We start from the raw sequence: 18950 nt of genomic DNA, 5'->3' as shown, positions 1-18950 counted from the left end.
AAACAGTAAGCTAAATTATTTGAAAAATAAAATTAGATAAAAAACAAAAGACAGTAATATAAGATTACTGTCTTTTTATATGATGTAAAACTGAGTTAGAGAGCAGTGTAATAGCTAAGTACTACGACTTATCAGATTTATCAATGATATCTATATCTTTAGATTTTTTCTCCCAATTCTTTTTAGCTAAGTTTTGTAAATCAGCAACGCTATCACTTTCATCCATAATTTCGAAACCTAGTAAAGTCTCAATGACATCTTCTTGTGTTACTAAGCCACTTACCGATCCATATTCATCAACAACTAAGGCTAAATGTTCACGTTTTTTAACCAGTTTATTAAATAAATCAGGGATAGATAAATCTCTATTAGCAATAATTATATCTCTTTTAATAGATTTTAAAGGCTCATCTCCTTTTTCATCTATTAAAGCTAATAGCATTTGATCTTTTAATATATAACCAGTTATATTATCTGGTTTGTCAGTGAAAACAGGTATTCTTGAAAAATGTAATTCTTTGTTATTGTCAAAAAATGATTGTATCGTCATATTCTCATCAGCAGTTATAATAACTGTACGAGGTGTCATAATATCTTTTGCTTGAATATCTTTAAAGTTTAGCATGTTTCTAATTACATTACTTTCATTTTCATGAAATACACCTTCTTGTTCTGCAATATCTGTCATAACAGAAAAATCTTCTCTGCTTAAGACGCTTTCACCATGACCTCCTTTTCCGCCAATAAGTTTAGTTGTTAGTTGTAGTATCCATAAGATTCCTGTCCATTTTAAAGGGAAAATCATTACTTTTAAAGCCTTAGTGGTAAAGTTAGCTAATTGTTTCCAGTAGGTAGCCCCTATTGTTTTAGGAATGATTTCTGAAGCGACTAGGATTAAAATTGTCATTATTGCAGATACGATAAAAACACCATACCCGTCATCGTTAAATATTTTCTTAGCCTCGGTACCAACTAAAATTGCACCAACTGTGTGCGCAAGAGTATTTAAAGTAAGTATCGCAATTAATGGTTTGTCTACATCTTTTTTTAATGCTTCTAATTGTGTCGCAAAAAGTTTTCCTTCTTTCTTTTTAACATTAACAAATGTAGGTGTTACACTTAGCAATACAGCTTCTAATATTGAGCATATGAAAGAGAAAAATATTGATACTGTTGCATAAATTATTAATAGAGTCATTCTTTTTTAAATTTTATTAAGCTAAAGTAAGCAAAAAAGAAAACCTCAAGGATATGATTCCTTGAGGTTTTCTAAAATATTTAATGTTTTTTAATTAGAAACCGTAGCTTAAACCAGCTAACCAGTATGACTGAACTTTACCTGGAGTTGCTTCTAATGAAGGGAAGTTTGTTAAAGCAGAGTTAAACGTTTCTTGTTTGTTAGCTCTTAAACCAGATTCAATTCCTACTCCAATACCTTTCCATATATTAAACCCAATAGAGTTTATCCAAGTTGCGTTTGATAAATCTGAAGATTTGTAGCTTTGAAAGGTAGATAAATTAGATCTAAATTTAAAGTTACCAATTTTCTTGTTGTATTCTGCAACAATTTTAGTACCTAAAGAAGATGTATATTCAGATCCTGACTTACTAAACACATAATTGTAGTTTAGAGGATGTACAACAACAACTAATTCAGGTATTGGTATCCAAGTAGCACCAACTCCAAAATCTAAATAACCTGGGTCATTAAAGTTCTTGATAAAAGAAGTTCTGTATTCAGCTAATGTAGAAACAGCTAAAGTTTTAGTCAATTTATAACCAAATAAAGATGTTATTGTAAAAACATCAGTAGTTCCTTTAAATTCAGTGTCATCATTAGCGTTATCTTTATCATCTAATTTAACCCAACCTAAGTTTACGTTAGCAGAGTTTCTCCAAAAATATTTTTCTCTATCTAAATTAGCAAAACCATTAACTGTAATACCTATGTTACCTGCCGAAGAGTTTGGTACAGCATTAGAGTACCAGTTGTTAAATCCTGAAAGATTAGCACCAATAGTACCAAAAGCACCAAATTTCCATCCAGGAAAAGCATCAATTTTAGATTGTAAAGCATTAGCTTCACCTTGTAATTTACCTATTTCAGTATTTTTAGTTGCAAGGTCTTTCTTTAATTCTTCTACTGTTTGTGCTTTTAAAGAAGCAATAGAGCATACAAGTGCTAACGTTAAAACTATTTTTTTCATTATATTAATTTTTAAATTTTTTTAAGAGCGCGAATCTACGCCTTTTATAAGACAACTCAATTTTATAAAAGTCACTAATTTTTTACACTTTTTTTTTAAACAAAGGAACAGTAGAGCAAGCCTCTCCAAACATAATAGTCTTTGCTAAAGGCTGAATTTTACTAATTAGTAAAGTATAAGCAGATGGGGGAATAGGTTTATTCGTACACCCTTTAATAATTACTGGAACGTTTTGATATTTAGAAAGATCTAAATCAGCAATTATTTCTTGGTAAAGAACGGTTTCTAACATTTCTAAACCACCTACTATTGTTTTTTTAGTAAAACTAGCTAGATGAGCTGTTAATAATAAATAAGCCCAAGAAGGAATAATAGCATCAGAAGAACAAGTTAAAGCAATATAATTACCTTTATACTGAGACCAGTCATGATTTTTTACTTGTTCTCTAAAATCTTTTTCACGAAGAATTAATTCTTCATAAAGCCAATCTTTAATATCAAAAACAACACGCTTTCCTTGAGGATAGTAATCTTCAAGATCTATCGTGATTAATTTACTGTTTGCTACTCTATTTATAATTTCTTTTGCCATTTGTATGAAACGTCATTGCGATGAAAGTAAAGCAATCTTTTTAATAGATTACTTTATTGTTCTTTCTCGAAAAGACAAATTTATTTAAAGCATTCCTAATTCTAACTTCGCTTCTTCGCTCATCATATCTTGCGTCCATGTAGGATCGAAAGTGATTTCTACTTCACAAGCGTTGATTTCTTCCAATGATTTTACCTTTTCTTCAATGTCAACAGGTAGGCTTTCAGCCACAGGGCAATTTGGAGAGGTTAAGGTCATTAATATTTTAGCATCGTTTTCTTCAGAAACAAATACGTCGTAAATCAATCCCAGTTCATAAATATCTACAGGTATTTCTGGATCGTAAATTGTTTTTAAAACGCGTACTATTTTATCTCCTAAATCATCTAATTCCTTATCAGTCATTTTCTGCTTCTTTAATTCGTTAATTTTGATTGTTGTGCAATGGCGTACATTTTTATTTGTTTCACCATCGATACTAAGCCGTTTGCACGTGTTGGACTTAAATGTTCCTTTAATCCAATTTCGTCTATAAAATTAGTATCAGCTTTTATAATATTTTGAGGAGTTTGGTTAGAAAATACTCTTAATAATAAAGCAACGATTCCTTTTGTTAAAATAGCATCACTATCGGCTGTAAACACTATAGTATCATTTTTTAACTCAGAGTATAACCATACTTTCGATTGACATCCTTTAATTAAGTTTTCATCTAATTTATAGGTGTCGTTTATAATAGGTAATGATTTTCCGAGGTCAATTATATATTCATAACGCTCCATCCATTCATCAAACATAGAAAACTCGTCAATAATTTCTTCTTGTATTTCTTTGATAGTCATTTTTTAAAACTATTTTTGCGCTGTCTAAAGACACGTTATTTAAAAGTGCAAAATTACAGTAAAAAAATAAGAAATGAGTAAATTATTAGCAGTTGGTACAGTTGCATTTGATGCTATTGAAACACCTTTTGGAAAAACAGATAAAATATTAGGAGGTTCAGGAACTTTTGTTGGTTTGGCAGCTTCTCAATTTGGAGTAAAAACAGGTGTAGTTTCTGTTGTTGGAGGTGATTTCCCTCAGTCATATATAGATATGATGAACAACAAAGGAATTAATACTGATGGTATTGAAGTTGTTAAAGAAGGAAAAACTTTCTTTTGGAGCGGAAAATATCATAATGATATGAACTCTCGTGATACTTTAATTACTGAATTAAATGTTTTAGAGCATTTTCAGCCAGTAGTGCCTGAAGAATATAAAGATGCTGCTATAGTAATGTTAGGTAATTTACACCCATTAACGCAAGCATCAGTTTTAGATCAAATGACAGAACGACCAAAATTAGTGGTATTAGATACTATGAATTTCTGGATGGATATTGCATTAGCGGATTTACATACTGTATTAAAACGAGTAGATGTTGTTACAATTAACGATGAAGAAGCACGTCAGTTAAGTGGAGAGTATTCGTTGGTAAATGCAGCAAAGAAGATTCATGAAATGGGACCAAAATATGTAGTGATTAAAAAAGGAGAACATGGAGCTTTATTATTTAATGAAGGGAAAATGTTTTTTGCCCCTGCATTACCATTAGCAGAAGTGTTTGACCCTACAGGAGCAGGAGATACTTTTGCAGGAGGTTTCTGTGGATATTTAGCTAAAACAGGAGATGTTTCGTTTGAGAATATGAAAAATGGAATTATTTACGGATCAAACTTAGCTTCCTTCTGTGTTGAGAAATTCGGAACTCAGCGAATGGAGGAGTTAACAAATGACGAGGTGTTAACACGCTTGCAGTCTTTTAGAGAGTTAACACAGTTTGATATAGAATTATCATAAAATAAAAATCCGCGCTTTTTGCTGCGGATTTTTTTATAGAGTATAACAATAACAACAACACATAATTAAATTTTTATCAAATGAGTGACGCTATTAAACATGAATGTGGTATTGCAATGGTTCGTTTATTAAAACCATTACAGTATTATAAAGACAAATACGGAACGGCATTTTATGGTGTAAATAAAATGTATTTGTTAATGGAAAAACAGCATAATCGTGGGCAAGATGGTGCAGGTTTAGCAAGTATTAAGTTTAATGTAGAGCCAGGTACACGTTATATTAGTAGAGTTCGATCTAATCAACCACAACCGATTAAAGATATTTTTGGTAAAGTTAACGATAGAATTAATGGAGTTTTTGAAGAGAACCCTGATAAAGTTAACGATGTTAAATGGCAAGAAGAAAATGTGCCTTATTTAGGTAACTTGTTTTTAGGGCACGTTCGTTATGGGACTTTTGGTAAGAACTCTATAGAAAGTGTACACCCTTTCTTACGTCAACGTAATTGGAAACATCAAAATTTATTGGTTGCAGGTAACTTTAACATGACGAATTCGAAGCAGTTAATGGATGATTTAGTTGAGTTAGGTCAGCATCCTAAAGAGTTTACAGATACTGTTACTGTTATGGAAAAGATAGGCCATTTCTTAGAAGCTGAAGTTTCTGATTTATACCTTAAAGCAAAAGAAGCAGGATTTAGTAAGAAAAATGCTTCTCCTTACATAGAAGAGAATTTAGATCTTCAGCGAATCTTAAAACGATCAGCAAAAAATTGGGATGGAGGTTATGCAATGGCTGGATTATTAGGTCATGGAGATGCTTTTGTATTGAGAGATCCATCTGCTATTCGTCCTGCATTTTATTATCAAGATGATGAAGTGGTGGTAATAGCTTCAGAGCGACCTGCAATTCAAACTGTATTTAATGTAGCTATTGATAAAATTAAAGAGATTGATAGAGGGCATGCATTAATTATTAAAAAAAGTGGAGAAACAACAATGGCTCCTGTTTTAGAACAGCGAGTTAAAAAAGCATGTTCTTTTGAGCGTATTTACTTTTCGAGAGGAAGTGATGCTTCAATTTATGAAGAGCGTAAAAATCTAGGGAAATATGTGTTTCCTGAGGTTTTAAAGTCAATTGATGATGATATAGAAAACGCTGTGTTTTCATATATACCAAACACGGCAGAAACGTCATTTTACGGAATGATGGAAGCTGCTGAAGATGTTTTGAATCAGCAAAAGACAGCAGCTATTTTAGCAGGAGGAGGTAAGTTGTCAAAAGAAAAAGTAGTTGATATTCTTTCTAAGAGACCTCGTTTTGAGAAGATAGCAATTAAAGACGCCAAACTTAGAACGTTTATTACAGATGATAGTAGTAGAGATGATCTTGTGGCGCATGTTTATGACATAACCTATGGAGTTGTAAAGCCTACTGATAATTTAGTAATTATTGATGACAGTATAGTGCGCGGTACAACATTAAAGAAAAGTATTATAAAAATATTAGACAGATTAAGCCCTAAGAAAATAGTGGTAGTCTCTTCTGCGCCTCAAATACGATATCCTGATTGTTACGGTATTGATATGGCGAAAATTAATGATTTTATTGCTTTTAAAGCGGCATTAGAATTATTAAAGGAAACTAATCAATATAATATTATTGATGAAGTATATGCCAAATGTAAGAGGCAAGAAGTTAGTGAAGATAGGGATGTTATTAATTATGTAAAAGAAGTATATGCTCCTTTTTCTGACGAAGAAATTTCTGCTAAAATTGCTCAAATGTTAAAAACACCAGACATTACATCTGAGGTAGAGGTAATTTTTCAAGGTGTAGATAATTTACATAAAGCATGTCCTGATAATTTAGGAGATTGGTATTTTACAGGAGATTATCCTACAGATGGAGGTAATCGAGTAGTAAACCAAGCGTTTATTAATTTCTATGAGGGAAGTGATAAAAGAGCATACTAGATAAGATTTGTTAAATTAGAGATATAAAAAAAGCGAAATCAATTGATTTCGCTTTTTTTTTGTGTGAAAGTTTATTTAAATTGGAACAACAATAGCTCCATTAAATTTCTCTCTAATTTTATTTAAAGCTTTGTCAGCTTGTAATCTTGTTTTGTAATTCCCTACTTGAGCTTTCCAGTCTGGTTGGTCATACTTAAGCTTTGTATAAACGCCTGGGTATTCAACTTGAAATCTATGGCGGAGGCTCTTAGCTCTCCTTTCTAATCCATTATATAGCTGAATCCTGTAACCGCTTCCGTTATTTTTATTGTAGGCTCTCTTTTTAGCTATTAAAGAAATAATGTCTTTATTATCAGTATGATTATCTTGGGCTTGTATATTGAAAACACCAATTATAAGAATTAAAAAAAGGGTAATTAGAATATTTCTTTTTTTCATTTTATTTAAATTTTTTACAAAAGTAACAACTTGCATTTTAATAGATTGTCTGTGCTACTTATTTAGAACAAATATAAATTATAAATTAGCAATCTCTTAACATTTCACAATTTAGAGATAAGTAGTACTTTTGTCCAACTTTCTAAGTGCTGTTTTTATAACGGTGTTATAGAAAAAATTGTACCAAAATAGATACAAAACTTATATTTAATAGTATGAAAAGTGTGAAACATCACAGCAGATTAACCCAAACACTCGTAAAGAGTATCGCTTTCTTTTTAGTCTTATTCGTAGGCTTTACGGCATTTTCACAAGAAATTGATGAAGCTCGTCAAAAGGAAGGAAAAAAATTATTTAAGTCTTTATGTGCTTCATGTCACAAGTTAGATAAGAAACTTGTGGGGCCTAAGTTAGCAGGCATAGAAGAAAGAAGAGAAAACGATTGGTTAAAGTCTTGGATTAAAGACAACGCCGCGTTAAGAGCTTCTGGAGATAAAGATGCAAACGAAATTTTTGAAGAGTACAAGCAATCTAATATGACGGCTTTTCCTCAGTTAACAGATAAAAATATCGATGATATTCTTTATTATACAACTGTAGGAGAAATCAAGAAAGCAGGAGAAGCAGTAGCGGTTGCTGGTGTTGCTGAAAAAGGTGATGCCCCTAAGTGGTTATTGTATCTTTTGGCGGCGGCAATTATTGTAGCGTTTTTAATTATAGCTAGTTTGTTGAAAACAATTAGTGAATTGAAAGGTGCTCCTAAGACAGCTGGTGCATTAGGTCAAACAGCAGAGTTGTGGGAAGGTATTAAGAAAAATACTTTTTTACATGTTTTAACTGTGATCTTCGGAGCTCTATTAGGTGCTTATTTCTTATTTGGAACTTTGTTTAAAGTGGGAGTTGATGAAGGGTATCAGCCAATTCAACCAATTGCTTTTTCACATAAAATACACGCTGGTGATAATAAGATAGATTGTCAATATTGTCACTCTTCAGCAAAGCATAGTAAAACGTCAGGAATTCCTTCGGTAAGTGTTTGTATGAATTGTCATAAAAATATATCAGAAGTTGCTGATGACACTAAGGTAGTTATGGATGATCATACATTAACTAAGACTGACTTAGATAAAGAAATAGCTAAGATTTATGAAGCTGCCGGATGGGATGCGGAAAACTTAGAGTACACTGGTGTTACAAAACCTGTAAAGTGGGTTAGAGTTCATAATTTACCAGATTTTGCATATTTTAATCACTCACAACACGTAACTGTTGGAGGGTTAAAATGTCAAAAATGTCACGGTCCTGTTGAAGAAATGGAAGAGGTATATCAATACTCTCCGTTAACAATGGGTTGGTGTATAGATTGTCATAAGGAAACGAAAGTTGACTTAAAAGGGAACGAATATTATGCTAAGATTCATAAAGAATTAGCAGCAAAATATAATGTTGACCAAGTGACAATTGCACAGTTAGGTGGAAAAGAGTGTGGTAAGTGCCACTATTAATCAATTAGAAAGTAGAAAAACACATATATAAATGGCTTCAAACAAAAAATACTGGCAAAGTGTTGAAGAACTAAAAGGTAGTTCTGTTGTTGAAACGCTACGTAACAATGAGTTTGTACAAGATATTCCTACAGATGAGTTTTTAGGTGATAAAGAAACGTTAGAAACATCATCAACATCACGTAGAGATTTCTTGAAATATGTTGGGTTTACCACAGCAGCAGCTTCTTTAGCAGCTTGTGAGGGTCCAGTAAGAAAATCAATCCCATATGTAGTGCAACCAAATGATATCGTTGTAGGTGTTGCTGATTGGTACGCAACTACAATCGCTGATGGTTTTGATTTTGCAAACGTATTGGTAAAAACACGTGAAGGTCGTCCAATTCTTGTAATGCCTAATAAGCAAGCAGGAGGAGAGACAAATGCACGTACACAAGCATCTGTATTATCATTATATGATGATAGTTTGCGTTTAAAAGAACCTCAAGATAGAGAGTCTTTTTTAACTTGGAAAGATGCAGATTCTAAAATTATAGCAAAATTAAACGAATTAAAATCAGCAAACGAATCAGTAGTGTTATTAACAGGTACTCTTGCGAGTCCTTCTACTGAAAAAGTAATTGCCGATTTTACTACTGCTTTTCCTAATGTAAAGCATGTCGTTTATGATGCAATTTCAGAAAGTGCAACAGCTGATGCTTTTGAAGCAATGTACGGTAAGCGTGCTTTACCAAACTATGATTTTAGTAAGGCAGAAATGATTGTTTCTGTTGGTGCTGATTTTATTGGTGATTGGCAAGGTGGGTACGAAAAGTCATATGCTGAAGGACGTAGAGCTGAATCTGGTAAAATGTCTTACCATGTTCAAATAGAAAGTAACATGTCTTTAGCAGGAGCAAATGCTGATAAAAGAATGGTTGTGAAACCTTCTGAACAAGTATATGCTTTAGTTAATTTATACAATGCTGTAACAGGAGAATCTATTCCATCAAAAGCAACTAAATTTGATGCTGAACTTAAAAATATCGCTAGAGATTTAAAGAGAGCAGGTTCAAAAGGAGTTGTAGTTACAGGATTAAATGATAAAAATGCTCAGTTAATTGCTTTTGCAATTAATGAGAAATTAAATAGTCAGATATTCGATACCAAAGCTGTCAACTTAACACGACAAGGTAACGATACTCAAGTAGCTAAATTAGTTGCAGATATTAAAGGAGGTAATGTAAAAGGTTTAATTACTTATAATACAAATCCTTTATACACATTAGCTAATTCAGCTGAATTAGCTGAAGGAATTAAGAAATTAAAATTATCTGTTGCAATAGCTACTCAGAATGACGCAACAGCTAAAGCTGCACAATATGCATTACCAGCACCTCACAACTTAGAAAGTTGGGGAGATGTAATGGTAACAAAAGGAACGTATAGTTTAATGCAGCCAACTATTTCTCCGTTATTTAATACACGTCAATTACAAGATGTGTTATTAAAATGGTCAGGTAGTTCTGTAAATTATTACGATACCTTAAAAGAATTTTGGAGTACTACTGTTTTAAATGGAGCTTCTTGGAACCAAGCATTACATGATGGTTTCTTTAAGTCTGATTTCAATTCAGAAGAAGAAATTTTTGAATCTACTGTAGTATTAAATACTGTAGGTGCTGAATTAGTAAATAGTGCAAATAGTGCTACTGGTTTTGAATTAAACTTATTTTCATCAACTGCACTAGGTGATGGTAAACAAGCAAACAACCCTTGGTTACAAGAATTACCAGATCCTATAACTCGTGCAGCTTGGGATAATTACTTAACTGTTTCTATGGCTGATGCCAGAGAATTAGGTTTTGAAAATCCAGTAAAAGATAATGGTGCTATAAATGGTAACTATGCAACTGTAACAGTAAACGGAGTTAGCCTTAAAAATGTACCAGTAATGATTCAGCCAGGTCAAGCAAAAGGATCTGTTGGATTAGCATTAGGTTACGGTAGAACAGAAGGATTAAAAGAAGAGATGCAAGTTGGTATAAACGCGTATCCTTTATATAAAAATGGAAATGCTGTACAATACAACGTTTCTATAGAGAAAACATCAGGATGGCATAAGTTTGCTTGTACTCAGGTACAAAGTACACTTGCAGGTCGTCATGATATTTTAAAAGAAGCTACATTAAAGCAAGTAACAGATCATAAATTAGATCCTAAACACACTTGGAACAAACCAGCAATGGTTTCTTATGATCATCAAGAAGTTGAAGCTAGTAGCATCGATTTATGGGATGAACATAATCGTGAAATCGGACACCACTTTAACTTATCTATCGATTTAACATCTTGTACAGGATGTGGGGCGTGTGTAGTAGCATGTCATGCAGAAAATAATGTGCCGGTTGTAGGTAAAGATGAAGTACGTGTAGGTAGAGATATGCACTGGCTGCGTATTGATCGTTATTATTCTTCAACTGTAGTAGACAAACAGCATGAAGCTTCAATGACTATTGAACAGTTTAAAGCTGAAAATCCTAACTTAGCGAATAAAGATGTTGAAAGAAAATATACAGAGAGAGTTCTAGAATTAAGTAAAGGAGATTTATTTGATGCTTTAGAGAATTCTGCTGAAAACCCAGAGGTTGCTTTCCAACCAATGATGTGTCAGCACTGTAACCATGCACCATGTGAAACAGTTTGTCCAGTAGCGGCAACATCACACGGTCGTCAAGGTCAAAATCAAATGGCTTATAACAGATGTGTTGGTACAAGATATTGTGCAAACAACTGTCCATATAGAGTTCGTCGTTTCAACTGGTTTAATTACTCAGAAAACAATGAATTTGACTTTAACATGAACAACGAATACGGTAAGATGGTATTAAACCCAGACGTAGTAGTTCGTTCTCGTGGAGTTATGGAAAAATGTTCTATGTGTATTCAAATGACACAAGCAACTATTTTAAAAGCTAAAAAAGAAGGTAGAGCAGTAAATAAAGATGAGTTTGAAACAGCTTGTTCATCAGCATGTTCTACAGGAGCAATGGTGTTTGGAGATATAAATAACTCTGAAGATGAAGTAACTGCTTTAAAAGAAGATAAAAGAGCTTTCCACGTGTTAGATTATATTGGTACAAAACCAAATGTAGTATACCAAGTGAAAGTAAGGAATACAAACGAAGCTTAATAACAAAACTAATAAGTATATAGATTTATGTCGTCTCATTACGAATCATCTTATAGAGAACCTTTAGTGTTGGGTAACAAAAGTTACCATGATATCACTGAAGACATTGCAAAACCTATTGAGGGTAAAGCAAATCAAAATTGGTATATCGCATTTTATATCTCTTTAGCAGCAATGTTATGGGGATTTGGATGTATTTTCTACACAGTCGGTACAGGTATCGGTGTGTGGGGATTAAGTAAAAACATTGGTTGGGCATGGGATATTACCAACTTTGTATGGTGGGTAGGTATTGGTCACGCTGGAACATTAATTTCGGCAGTACTACTATTATTCCGTCAAAAATGGAGAATGGCAATTAACCGTTCTGCAGAAGCCATGACAATTTTTGCTGTATTCCAAGCAGGTTTATTCCCTATTATTCACATGGGACGTCCATGGAACGGATATTGGGTATTACCTATGCCAAATCAATTTGGTTCGTTATGGGTAAACTTTAATTCACCATTATTATGGGATGTATTCGCAATTTCAACTTATTTATCTGTATCATTAGTTTTCTGGTGGACAGGATTATTACCTGATTTTGCAATGATTCGTGATAGAGCAGTAAAACCTTTTCAAAAGAAAATATATGCTTTATTATCTTTCGGATGGTCAGGTAGAGTAAAAGATTGGCAGCGTTTTGAAGAAGTATCTTTAGTGTTAGCAGGTTTAGCTACACCATTAGTACTTTCAGTACATACAATTGTATCGATGGATTTTGCTACTTCTATTAACCCAGGATGGCACTCAACAATATTTCCACCTTATTTCGTAGCAGGAGCAATATTTTCAGGATTTGCAATGGTACAAACCTTATTAGGTATAATGCGTAAGGTTACGAATATGGAAGCATATATTACACGTTTACACGTAGAGTATATGAATATTGTAATTCTTTTAACTGGTGGTATTGTAGCTGTAGCTTATGCAACAGAATTCTTTATTGCATGGTATACAGGATCACCTTATGAAAACTATACATACTTATCATTTGGAGCAGAAGCAGGAGCATATGGATGGGCATTTTGGTCATTACTATGGTGTAATATTATTTTACCACAATTTTTATGGATCAAGAGATTAAGAAGAAGTTTTATTTTTTCTTTTATTATCTCAATCGTAATTAACATTGGTATGTGGTTTGAGCGTTTTGACATTATTGCAATTGTATTAAGTAAAGGACATTTACCATCAACATGGTGGCGTTTTGAACCAACATTTGTAGATGTAGGTATTTTTGTAGGAACTATTGGGTTTTTCTTTGTATTATTCTTATTATATGCAAGAACATTCCCAGTAATTGCACAAGCAGAAGTTAAGACAATCTTGAAATCTTCAGGAGAGAATTTTAAAAAAACAAGAGAAGAGAACAATGAGCACTAGTAAAGTAATTCACGCATTTTATAATGATGATGATATCTTAATGGATGCCGTTAAGAAAATCAAAGGAGAAAATCATCACATTGAAGAAGTATTTTGTCCATTTCCAGTTCATGGTCTAGATAAAGCACTAGGAGTTGCTCCAACACGTTTAGCTATTACTGCATTCTTTTACGGAATTACAGGTTTATGCTTCGCTATTTGGATGACTAATTATATGATGATTCAAGATTGGCCTCAAGATATTGGGGGTAAACCAAACTTTAGTTGGTTTGCTAACATGCCAGCATTTGTGCCAATTATGTTTGAATTAACAGTGTTTTTTGCAGCCCACTTAATGGTTATTACTTTTTACATGAGAAGTAGAATATGGCCATTTAAAGAAGCAGAAAATCCAGATCCAAGAACAACTGATGATCATTTTTTAATGGAAATCCCAGTTGATGGAAATGAAGAAGAGTTAAAAGCTTTGTTAGAAACAACAGGAGCTGTAGAAATTAACATAGTAGATAAGCACTAAGTAAAGAGATATGAAAAGTTTTGTAAAAATAATTGTCGCTTTAGTAGTAATGTCAAGCATTGTTTCTTGTGGCGACAAGCGTACACCACAGGTACAATATATGCCAGATATGTATGTAGCAGTTCCTTATGAACCAAATGGCGCAACTGGTTTAAACGGTAAGATGGTTGATAGATTACCTGTTGCAGGTACCGTTAGTAGAAAAGGTATAGTAGCTTATGATATTCCTGATACTTTTGCAGGTTATGAAAAAGCCAAAGCAGAATTAAAAAACCCTATCGCTACTACAGAAAAAAGTTTAGCAAAAGGTAAAGAATTATACGGAATATACTGTGCTACATGTCATGGAACAAAAGGAGATGGTAATGGCGTTTTATCTCAAAGAGATAAATTCAATGGTATTCCAAATTATAAAGATAGAGAATTAACACCAGGGAACATTTATCATGTTATTATGTATGGTAAAAATTTAATGGGATCTCATGCAGGACAGTTACAGTACAAAGAGCGTTGGCAAGTTGTGCAGTATGTAGAAAAGTTAAGAAGCGAATTAAAATAAGTCTATAATAGATAGTTAAGATATGTATCAGTTTTCAGGAAAATTAAAAATGCTTGCTATTGTTTTAATGGCTTTAGGACTTTTAGGAACTGCTTATAGTTTTTATAGTGCTCCTAAAACATTAGAAGAAGCTAAAGAAATTTTAGCGAATCAACACAATGCTCACGGAAGTGAACATGCAGATGTAGATTCTCATAAAGAGGAGGTTGCACATGTTGAAGAAGTAAAGGCTGAAGCACATGCTAAAGTTGAAAAACATGCTGAAGAAGCTACAGTAGCTCACGTTAGTGATAGTACAAAAACACATGTAGAGGATGTTAAAAATGAACACAAAGCGGATAGTGCTATTGTTAAAGCAGTAGATACAGCTCACGCTAAAGATGTAAAAGAAGTACATAAAACAACTGTAGCATCACACGCTGATAATACTCATAGTGTAAATCATGATGACGCACATGCTGAACATGCTTTTCATCAAATGCAAAATCGTCCTTGGGCGGCATTTTTTGTAGCATTAATGTTCTTTTTAGGTGTTACACTATTAGTATTAGCTTTTTATGCAATTCAAAGAGTTGCACAAGCAGGTTGGTCTGTAGTATTATTTAGAGTAATGGAAGCTATAACAGCTAATTTACATTACGTAAGTGCTATTATGTTAGTGTTTTTAATTGCTACATTTTTGCACATGAATCATTTATTCCCTTGGATGAATGAAGGTGTTTTCGACCCTCAGAGTCCAAATTACGACCCTGTAGTTGACGGAAAAAAGTGGTTTTTAAATACACCAGGATGGTTAATTAGAAGTGTTTTTTACCTAGTTGTATGGAATGTTTATCGTTTTATTATTAGAAAAGGATCTATAAAGCAAGAAAATGGAGATTTAAAACTACACATGAGAAATTATAATATCTCTGTAGTTTTCTTATTTCTATTTTTAATTACTGAGTCTATGATGTCATGGGATTGGATTATGGGAATTGATCCTCACTGGTTCTCTACATTATTTGGTTGGTATGTATTAGCTACATTTTTAGTATCTGCTTTAACGGTAATTGCATTTGTAACAATTTATTTAAGAGCTAAAGGTTATTTACCATTTGTAAATGATAGTCATATTCATGATTTAGCAAAGTATATGTTTGGTTTTTCAGTATTCTGGACTTATTTATGGTTTGCTCAGTTTATGTTAATTTGGTATGCTGATATTCCTGAAGAAACAACTTATTACTTATTACGTTTTAATGAGTATAAAGTACCATTTTTAGCAATGGTAGTGATGAATTTCATATTCCCAATATTATTATTAATCAATAGTGACTTTAAGAGTGTACCTTGGTTTGTAACAATAGGAGGTGTTGTGATATTAGCAGGTCACTATTTAGACTTATTTGTAATGATTATGCCAGGAACAGTTGGAGCACAATACGGATTCGGAGTTGGTGAAATAAGTGGAATTCTATTTTTCTTAGGATTGTTCATATTTGCAACATTTAATGCATTTGCAAAAGCGAATCCATTAGCAAAAGGGAATCCATTCTTACACGAAAGTGAAACACACCATTACTACAATATCGAACACAGAGGAGAAGATAGTAATCATTAAATATATAGAGTCACCTTTTTATCTTCTGTGATAAAAAGGTGATTTTTTTGCTTAAAAAATATCTTATGACTTATATCATAGGAGTTAAAAAAACATTAAATTTGAAGACTTTATAATAGTCTTTCTTAATACTATTAAATATTAATATTTATGCTCGCTTTATTTTATATTTTCATAGCAGTTGCAATCGGAGTTAGTTTCTGGCAAATTACACGTATCATGAATCTTCGTTCTGTAATTGCTACAGACAAAGACAACGAAACACAAGCTAAAATAGGAATTGGATTCTTAGTTTTCTTATACACAATGATGATTTATTGTTTAATAGGAATGAATGTAGTAATGTTACCAGAGTCTGCTTCTATAGAAGGAGAACACGATGATAACTTATTTAATATTACATTTTGGTTAATTGGAGTTGTTCAGTTTGCAATGCAATTCTTAATTTTCTTCTTTACTTATAAGTACAGAGGTAATAAAGATAAAAAAGCATTATTTTATGCAGATAGTCATAAACTAGAATTAATATGGACAGTTATTCCAGCTGTAACAATTGTTTTATTAATTGGATATGGTTTATGGGCTTGGAACAATATTATGTATGTTGGAGATGGTGAAAACCCTATTGAAATAGAAGTTTATTCAAGACAATTTGATTGGCAAGCACGTTATGCTGGAGAAGACAATCAATTAGGTTTAGGAAATGTAAATTTCATAAAAGGTATAAACTCTATGGGAGTCGATATGTCTGATCCTAGTGCACAAGATGATAAAAAAGTAACCGAACTAGTTTTACCAGTAGGTAAAAAAATATTATTCAAGTTCCGTTCACAAGATGTATTACACTCAGCTTATATGCCTCACTTTAGAGCGCAAATGAATTGTGTACCAGGTATGATTACTCAATTTGCATTTACGCCTAAGTATACAACTGCAGATATGCGTTTGAATAAAGAAGTAATTGCAAAGACAGATGGAATTAACAAGATTAGAAAAGTAAAAGGAGAAGATCCTTACGAGTTTGATTATTTATTGTTGTGTAACAAAATTTGTGGTGCCTCTCACTACAATATGCAAATGAAGATAACAGTTGTTGAACAAAAAGAGTACGACAGTTGGTTATCAAAGCAACAAACATTAGCTCAAGTTATTAAATAAGATATTTTTTAAAGTATATATATAGATTATGTCAGATCACCACCACAAAGAAACATTTGTAACTAAATACATCTTCAGTCAAGATCATAAAATGATCTCGAAACAATTTCTTGTTACGGGTATATTTATGGGAGTTATAGGAGGTTTTATGTCTATGTTGTTTCGTTTGCAAATTGCATGGCCAGAAACATCATTTTCAATTATTGAAGCATTTTTAGGAGACCATCAAACAGATGGTATAATGAACCCAGATATGTACCTAGCATTAGTAACAATACATGGTACTATAATGGTGTTTTTTGTACTAACAGCAGGTTTAAGTGGTACATTTTCAAACTTATTAATACCATTGCAAATTGGAGCTAGAGATATGGCATCTGGTTTTTTAAATATGGTTTCTTACTGGTTATTTTTCTTATCATCAGTAATTATGATAATTTCATTATTTGTTGAAGCAGGACCAGCATCAGCAGGATGGACAATATATCCACCGTTATCTGCATTGCCACAAGCAATTCCAGGTTCAGGTACAGGAATGACGTTATGGTTAGTTTCTATGGCTATTTTTATAGCATCTTCATTAATAGGATCATTAAATTATATCGTAACAATTTTAAACTTGCGTACGAAAGGTATGAAAATGACAAGATTGCCATTAACAATGTGGGCTTTCTTTATTACAGCTATTATTGGTGTAATCTCATTCCCAGTATTATTATCAGCAGCTTTATTATTAATATTTGATAGAAGTTTCGGAACGTCATTTTTCTTATCAGATATCTTTATATCAGGAGAAGTATTACACTATCAAGGAGGATCACCAGTATTATTTGAACACTTATTCTGGTTTTTAGGTCACCCTGAAGTTTATATTATATTATTACCAGCATTAGGTCTTACATCTGAAGTAATTTCAACAAACGCTCGTAAACCAATTTTTGGATATAGAGCAATGATTGGATCTATAATGGCTATTGCATTTTTATCTACAATCGTATGGGGACACCATATGTTTATCTCAGGAATGAATCCATTCTTAGGATCTGTATTTACATTTACAACAGTATTAATTGCAATACCATCAGCTGTTAAAGCATTTAATTATGTTACTACTCTATGGAAAGGTAATTTACAGTTAAATCCAGCAATGTTATTTTCTATCGGATTAGTATCTACATTTGTTACTGGAGGTTTAACAGGATTAGTTTTAGGAGATTCAGCATTAGATATTAACGTACATGATACTTACTTCGTAGTAGCTCACTTTCACTTAGTAATGGGGGTATCTGCATTACTTGGTATGTTTGCGGGTGTATATCACTGGTTCCCTAAAATGTATGGTAGAATGATGAATAAAACATTAGGTTACTGGCACTTTTGGTTAACTATAATAGCATCTTATGGAGTATTTTTCCCAATGCACTTTGTTGGATTGGCAGGTTTACCACGTCGTTACTACACAAATTCAAACTTTCCAATGTTTGATGATTTAGTTGAAATTAATGTATTTATGACATTAATGGCATTTTTAGGTGGTTTGGCTCAGATAATATTTTTAGCGAACTTTTTTATCTCAATGTATAGAGGTCAAAAAGCAACACAAAATCCTTGGAAATCTAATACTTTAGAATGGACAACTCCAGTAGAACATGTTCATGGAAACTGGCCAGGTGCTATTCCTGAAGTTCACAGATGGGCTTATGATTATAGTAAGGTATGGGATGATGAAAATGATTCTAGATTTGGTGAATATGTACACGGAAAAGATTTCGTATTACAAACAACACCTTTATTAGAAGGAGAAGAACCTTCTTAAAAATATATTAAAGATTAAAAAAAGCCTTCCAATTTTGGAAGGCTTTTTTGTTTTATAATTTTAAAGAGTAATACGTATCTTAGCGTAGTTAATTACTGCGTAACAATTATTACAAACCAAATAGTATATTTCAA

Annotated in this window: 16 protein-coding genes; 10 read left to right on the top strand and 6 right to left on the bottom strand. The window is 32.6% G+C overall.

What is annotated here, in order from left to right; genetic code table 11:
• Window positions 1–121 precede the first annotated feature (121 nt).
• From H518_RS0100770 to H518_RS0100750, 5 genes are all read right to left on the bottom strand, one after another.
• Window positions 122–1198: a CNNM domain-containing protein gene (locus H518_RS0100770; protein ID WP_028887302.1), complete on the bottom strand. Its 1077-nt coding sequence runs from the start codon at window positions 1196–1198 to the stop codon at window positions 122–124.
• A gap of 94 nt (window positions 1199–1292) precedes the next feature.
• Window positions 1293–2207, bottom strand: a complete 915-nt coding sequence (locus tag H518_RS0100765; RefSeq protein WP_028887301.1) for a DUF3078 domain-containing protein — start codon at window positions 2205–2207, stop codon at window positions 1293–1295.
• A gap of 82 nt (window positions 2208–2289) precedes the next feature.
• A complete protein-coding gene (locus H518_RS0100760; RefSeq protein ID WP_028887300.1) occupies window positions 2290–2799 on the bottom strand; it encodes a DUF2480 family protein in 510 nt (169 codons plus the stop codon).
• 84 nt (window positions 2800–2883) lie between these two features.
• Complete coding sequence (locus H518_RS0100755; RefSeq protein WP_028887299.1) at window positions 2884–3204, bottom strand: DUF59 domain-containing protein; 321 nt, start codon at window positions 3202–3204, stop codon at window positions 2884–2886.
• A gap of 11 nt (window positions 3205–3215) precedes the next feature.
• Window positions 3216–3641, bottom strand: coding sequence for a SufE family protein (locus tag H518_RS0100750; protein ID WP_028887298.1), 426 nt, complete (start codon window positions 3639–3641; stop codon window positions 3216–3218).
• 73 nt (window positions 3642–3714) lie between these two features.
• Between H518_RS0100750 and H518_RS0100745 the strand changes: the two genes are divergently transcribed.
• Window positions 3715–4641 carry a PfkB family carbohydrate kinase gene (locus H518_RS0100745; protein WP_028887297.1) on the top strand — a complete coding sequence of 309 codons (927 nt, stop codon included), beginning with the start codon at window positions 3715–3717 and terminating at the stop codon, window positions 4639–4641.
• An 80-nt stretch (window positions 4642–4721) separates the two neighbouring features.
• Complete coding sequence (locus tag H518_RS0100740; protein WP_028887296.1) at window positions 4722–6620, top strand: amidophosphoribosyltransferase; 1899 nt, start codon at window positions 4722–4724, stop codon at window positions 6618–6620.
• A gap of 75 nt (window positions 6621–6695) precedes the next feature.
• On the opposite strand, the gene H518_RS0100735 is transcribed toward H518_RS0100740, so the two are convergent.
• Entirely contained in the window at window positions 6696–7058 is a 363-nt protein-coding gene (locus tag H518_RS0100735) for an SPOR domain-containing protein (RefSeq protein WP_028887295.1), read from the bottom strand.
• Window positions 7059–7273: 215 nt separating this feature from the next.
• Here H518_RS0100735 and H518_RS0100730 point away from each other — a divergent pair, with 215 nt between their 5' ends.
• The 8 genes from H518_RS0100730 to H518_RS0100695 all read left to right on the top strand — a co-directional run bounded on the left by H518_RS0100730 (window position 7274) and on the right by H518_RS0100695 (window position 18816).
• Window positions 7274–8563, top strand: a complete 1290-nt coding sequence (locus H518_RS0100730; protein ID WP_028887294.1) for a c-type cytochrome — start codon at window positions 7274–7276, stop codon at window positions 8561–8563.
• 31 nt (window positions 8564–8594) lie between these two features.
• Entirely contained in the window at window positions 8595–11735 is a 3141-nt protein-coding gene (locus tag H518_RS0100725; protein ID WP_028887293.1) for a TAT-variant-translocated molybdopterin oxidoreductase, read from the top strand.
• A 27-nt stretch (window positions 11736–11762) separates the two neighbouring features.
• Complete coding sequence (gene nrfD / locus H518_RS0100720; protein ID WP_028887292.1) at window positions 11763–13163, top strand: NrfD/PsrC family molybdoenzyme membrane anchor subunit; 1401 nt, start codon at window positions 11763–11765, stop codon at window positions 13161–13163.
• Window positions 13153–13680 carry a DUF3341 domain-containing protein gene (locus H518_RS0100715; RefSeq protein ID WP_028887291.1) on the top strand — a complete coding sequence of 176 codons (528 nt, stop codon included), beginning with the start codon at window positions 13153–13155 and terminating at the stop codon, window positions 13678–13680. The genes nrfD and H518_RS0100715 overlap by 11 nt, the downstream gene beginning before the upstream one ends.
• 10 nt (window positions 13681–13690) lie before the next feature.
• Window positions 13691–14239, top strand: a complete 549-nt coding sequence (locus H518_RS0100710) for a c-type cytochrome (protein ID WP_028887290.1) — start codon at window positions 13691–13693, stop codon at window positions 14237–14239.
• Window positions 14240–14261: 22 nt separating this feature from the next.
• Window positions 14262–15842, top strand: coding sequence for a quinol:cytochrome C oxidoreductase (locus H518_RS0100705; protein WP_028887289.1), 1581 nt, complete (start codon window positions 14262–14264; stop codon window positions 15840–15842).
• A gap of 150 nt (window positions 15843–15992) precedes the next feature.
• Complete coding sequence (locus tag H518_RS0100700; protein ID WP_028887288.1) at window positions 15993–17000, top strand: cytochrome c oxidase subunit II; 1008 nt, start codon at window positions 15993–15995, stop codon at window positions 16998–17000.
• A 28-nt stretch (window positions 17001–17028) separates the two neighbouring features.
• Complete coding sequence (locus H518_RS0100695) at window positions 17029–18816, top strand: cytochrome c oxidase subunit I (RefSeq protein ID WP_028887287.1); 1788 nt, start codon at window positions 17029–17031, stop codon at window positions 18814–18816.
• Window positions 18817–18950: the final 134 nt, after the last annotated feature.

It is taken from the genome of Tenacibaculum ovolyticum DSM 18103, assembly GCF_000430545.1.
GTDB lineage: Bacteria > Bacteroidota > Bacteroidia > Flavobacteriales > Flavobacteriaceae > Polaribacter > Polaribacter ovolyticus.
The sequence above is the reverse complement of the archived record's forward strand: the minus strand, read 5'-3'. Positions and strand labels throughout refer to the sequence as shown.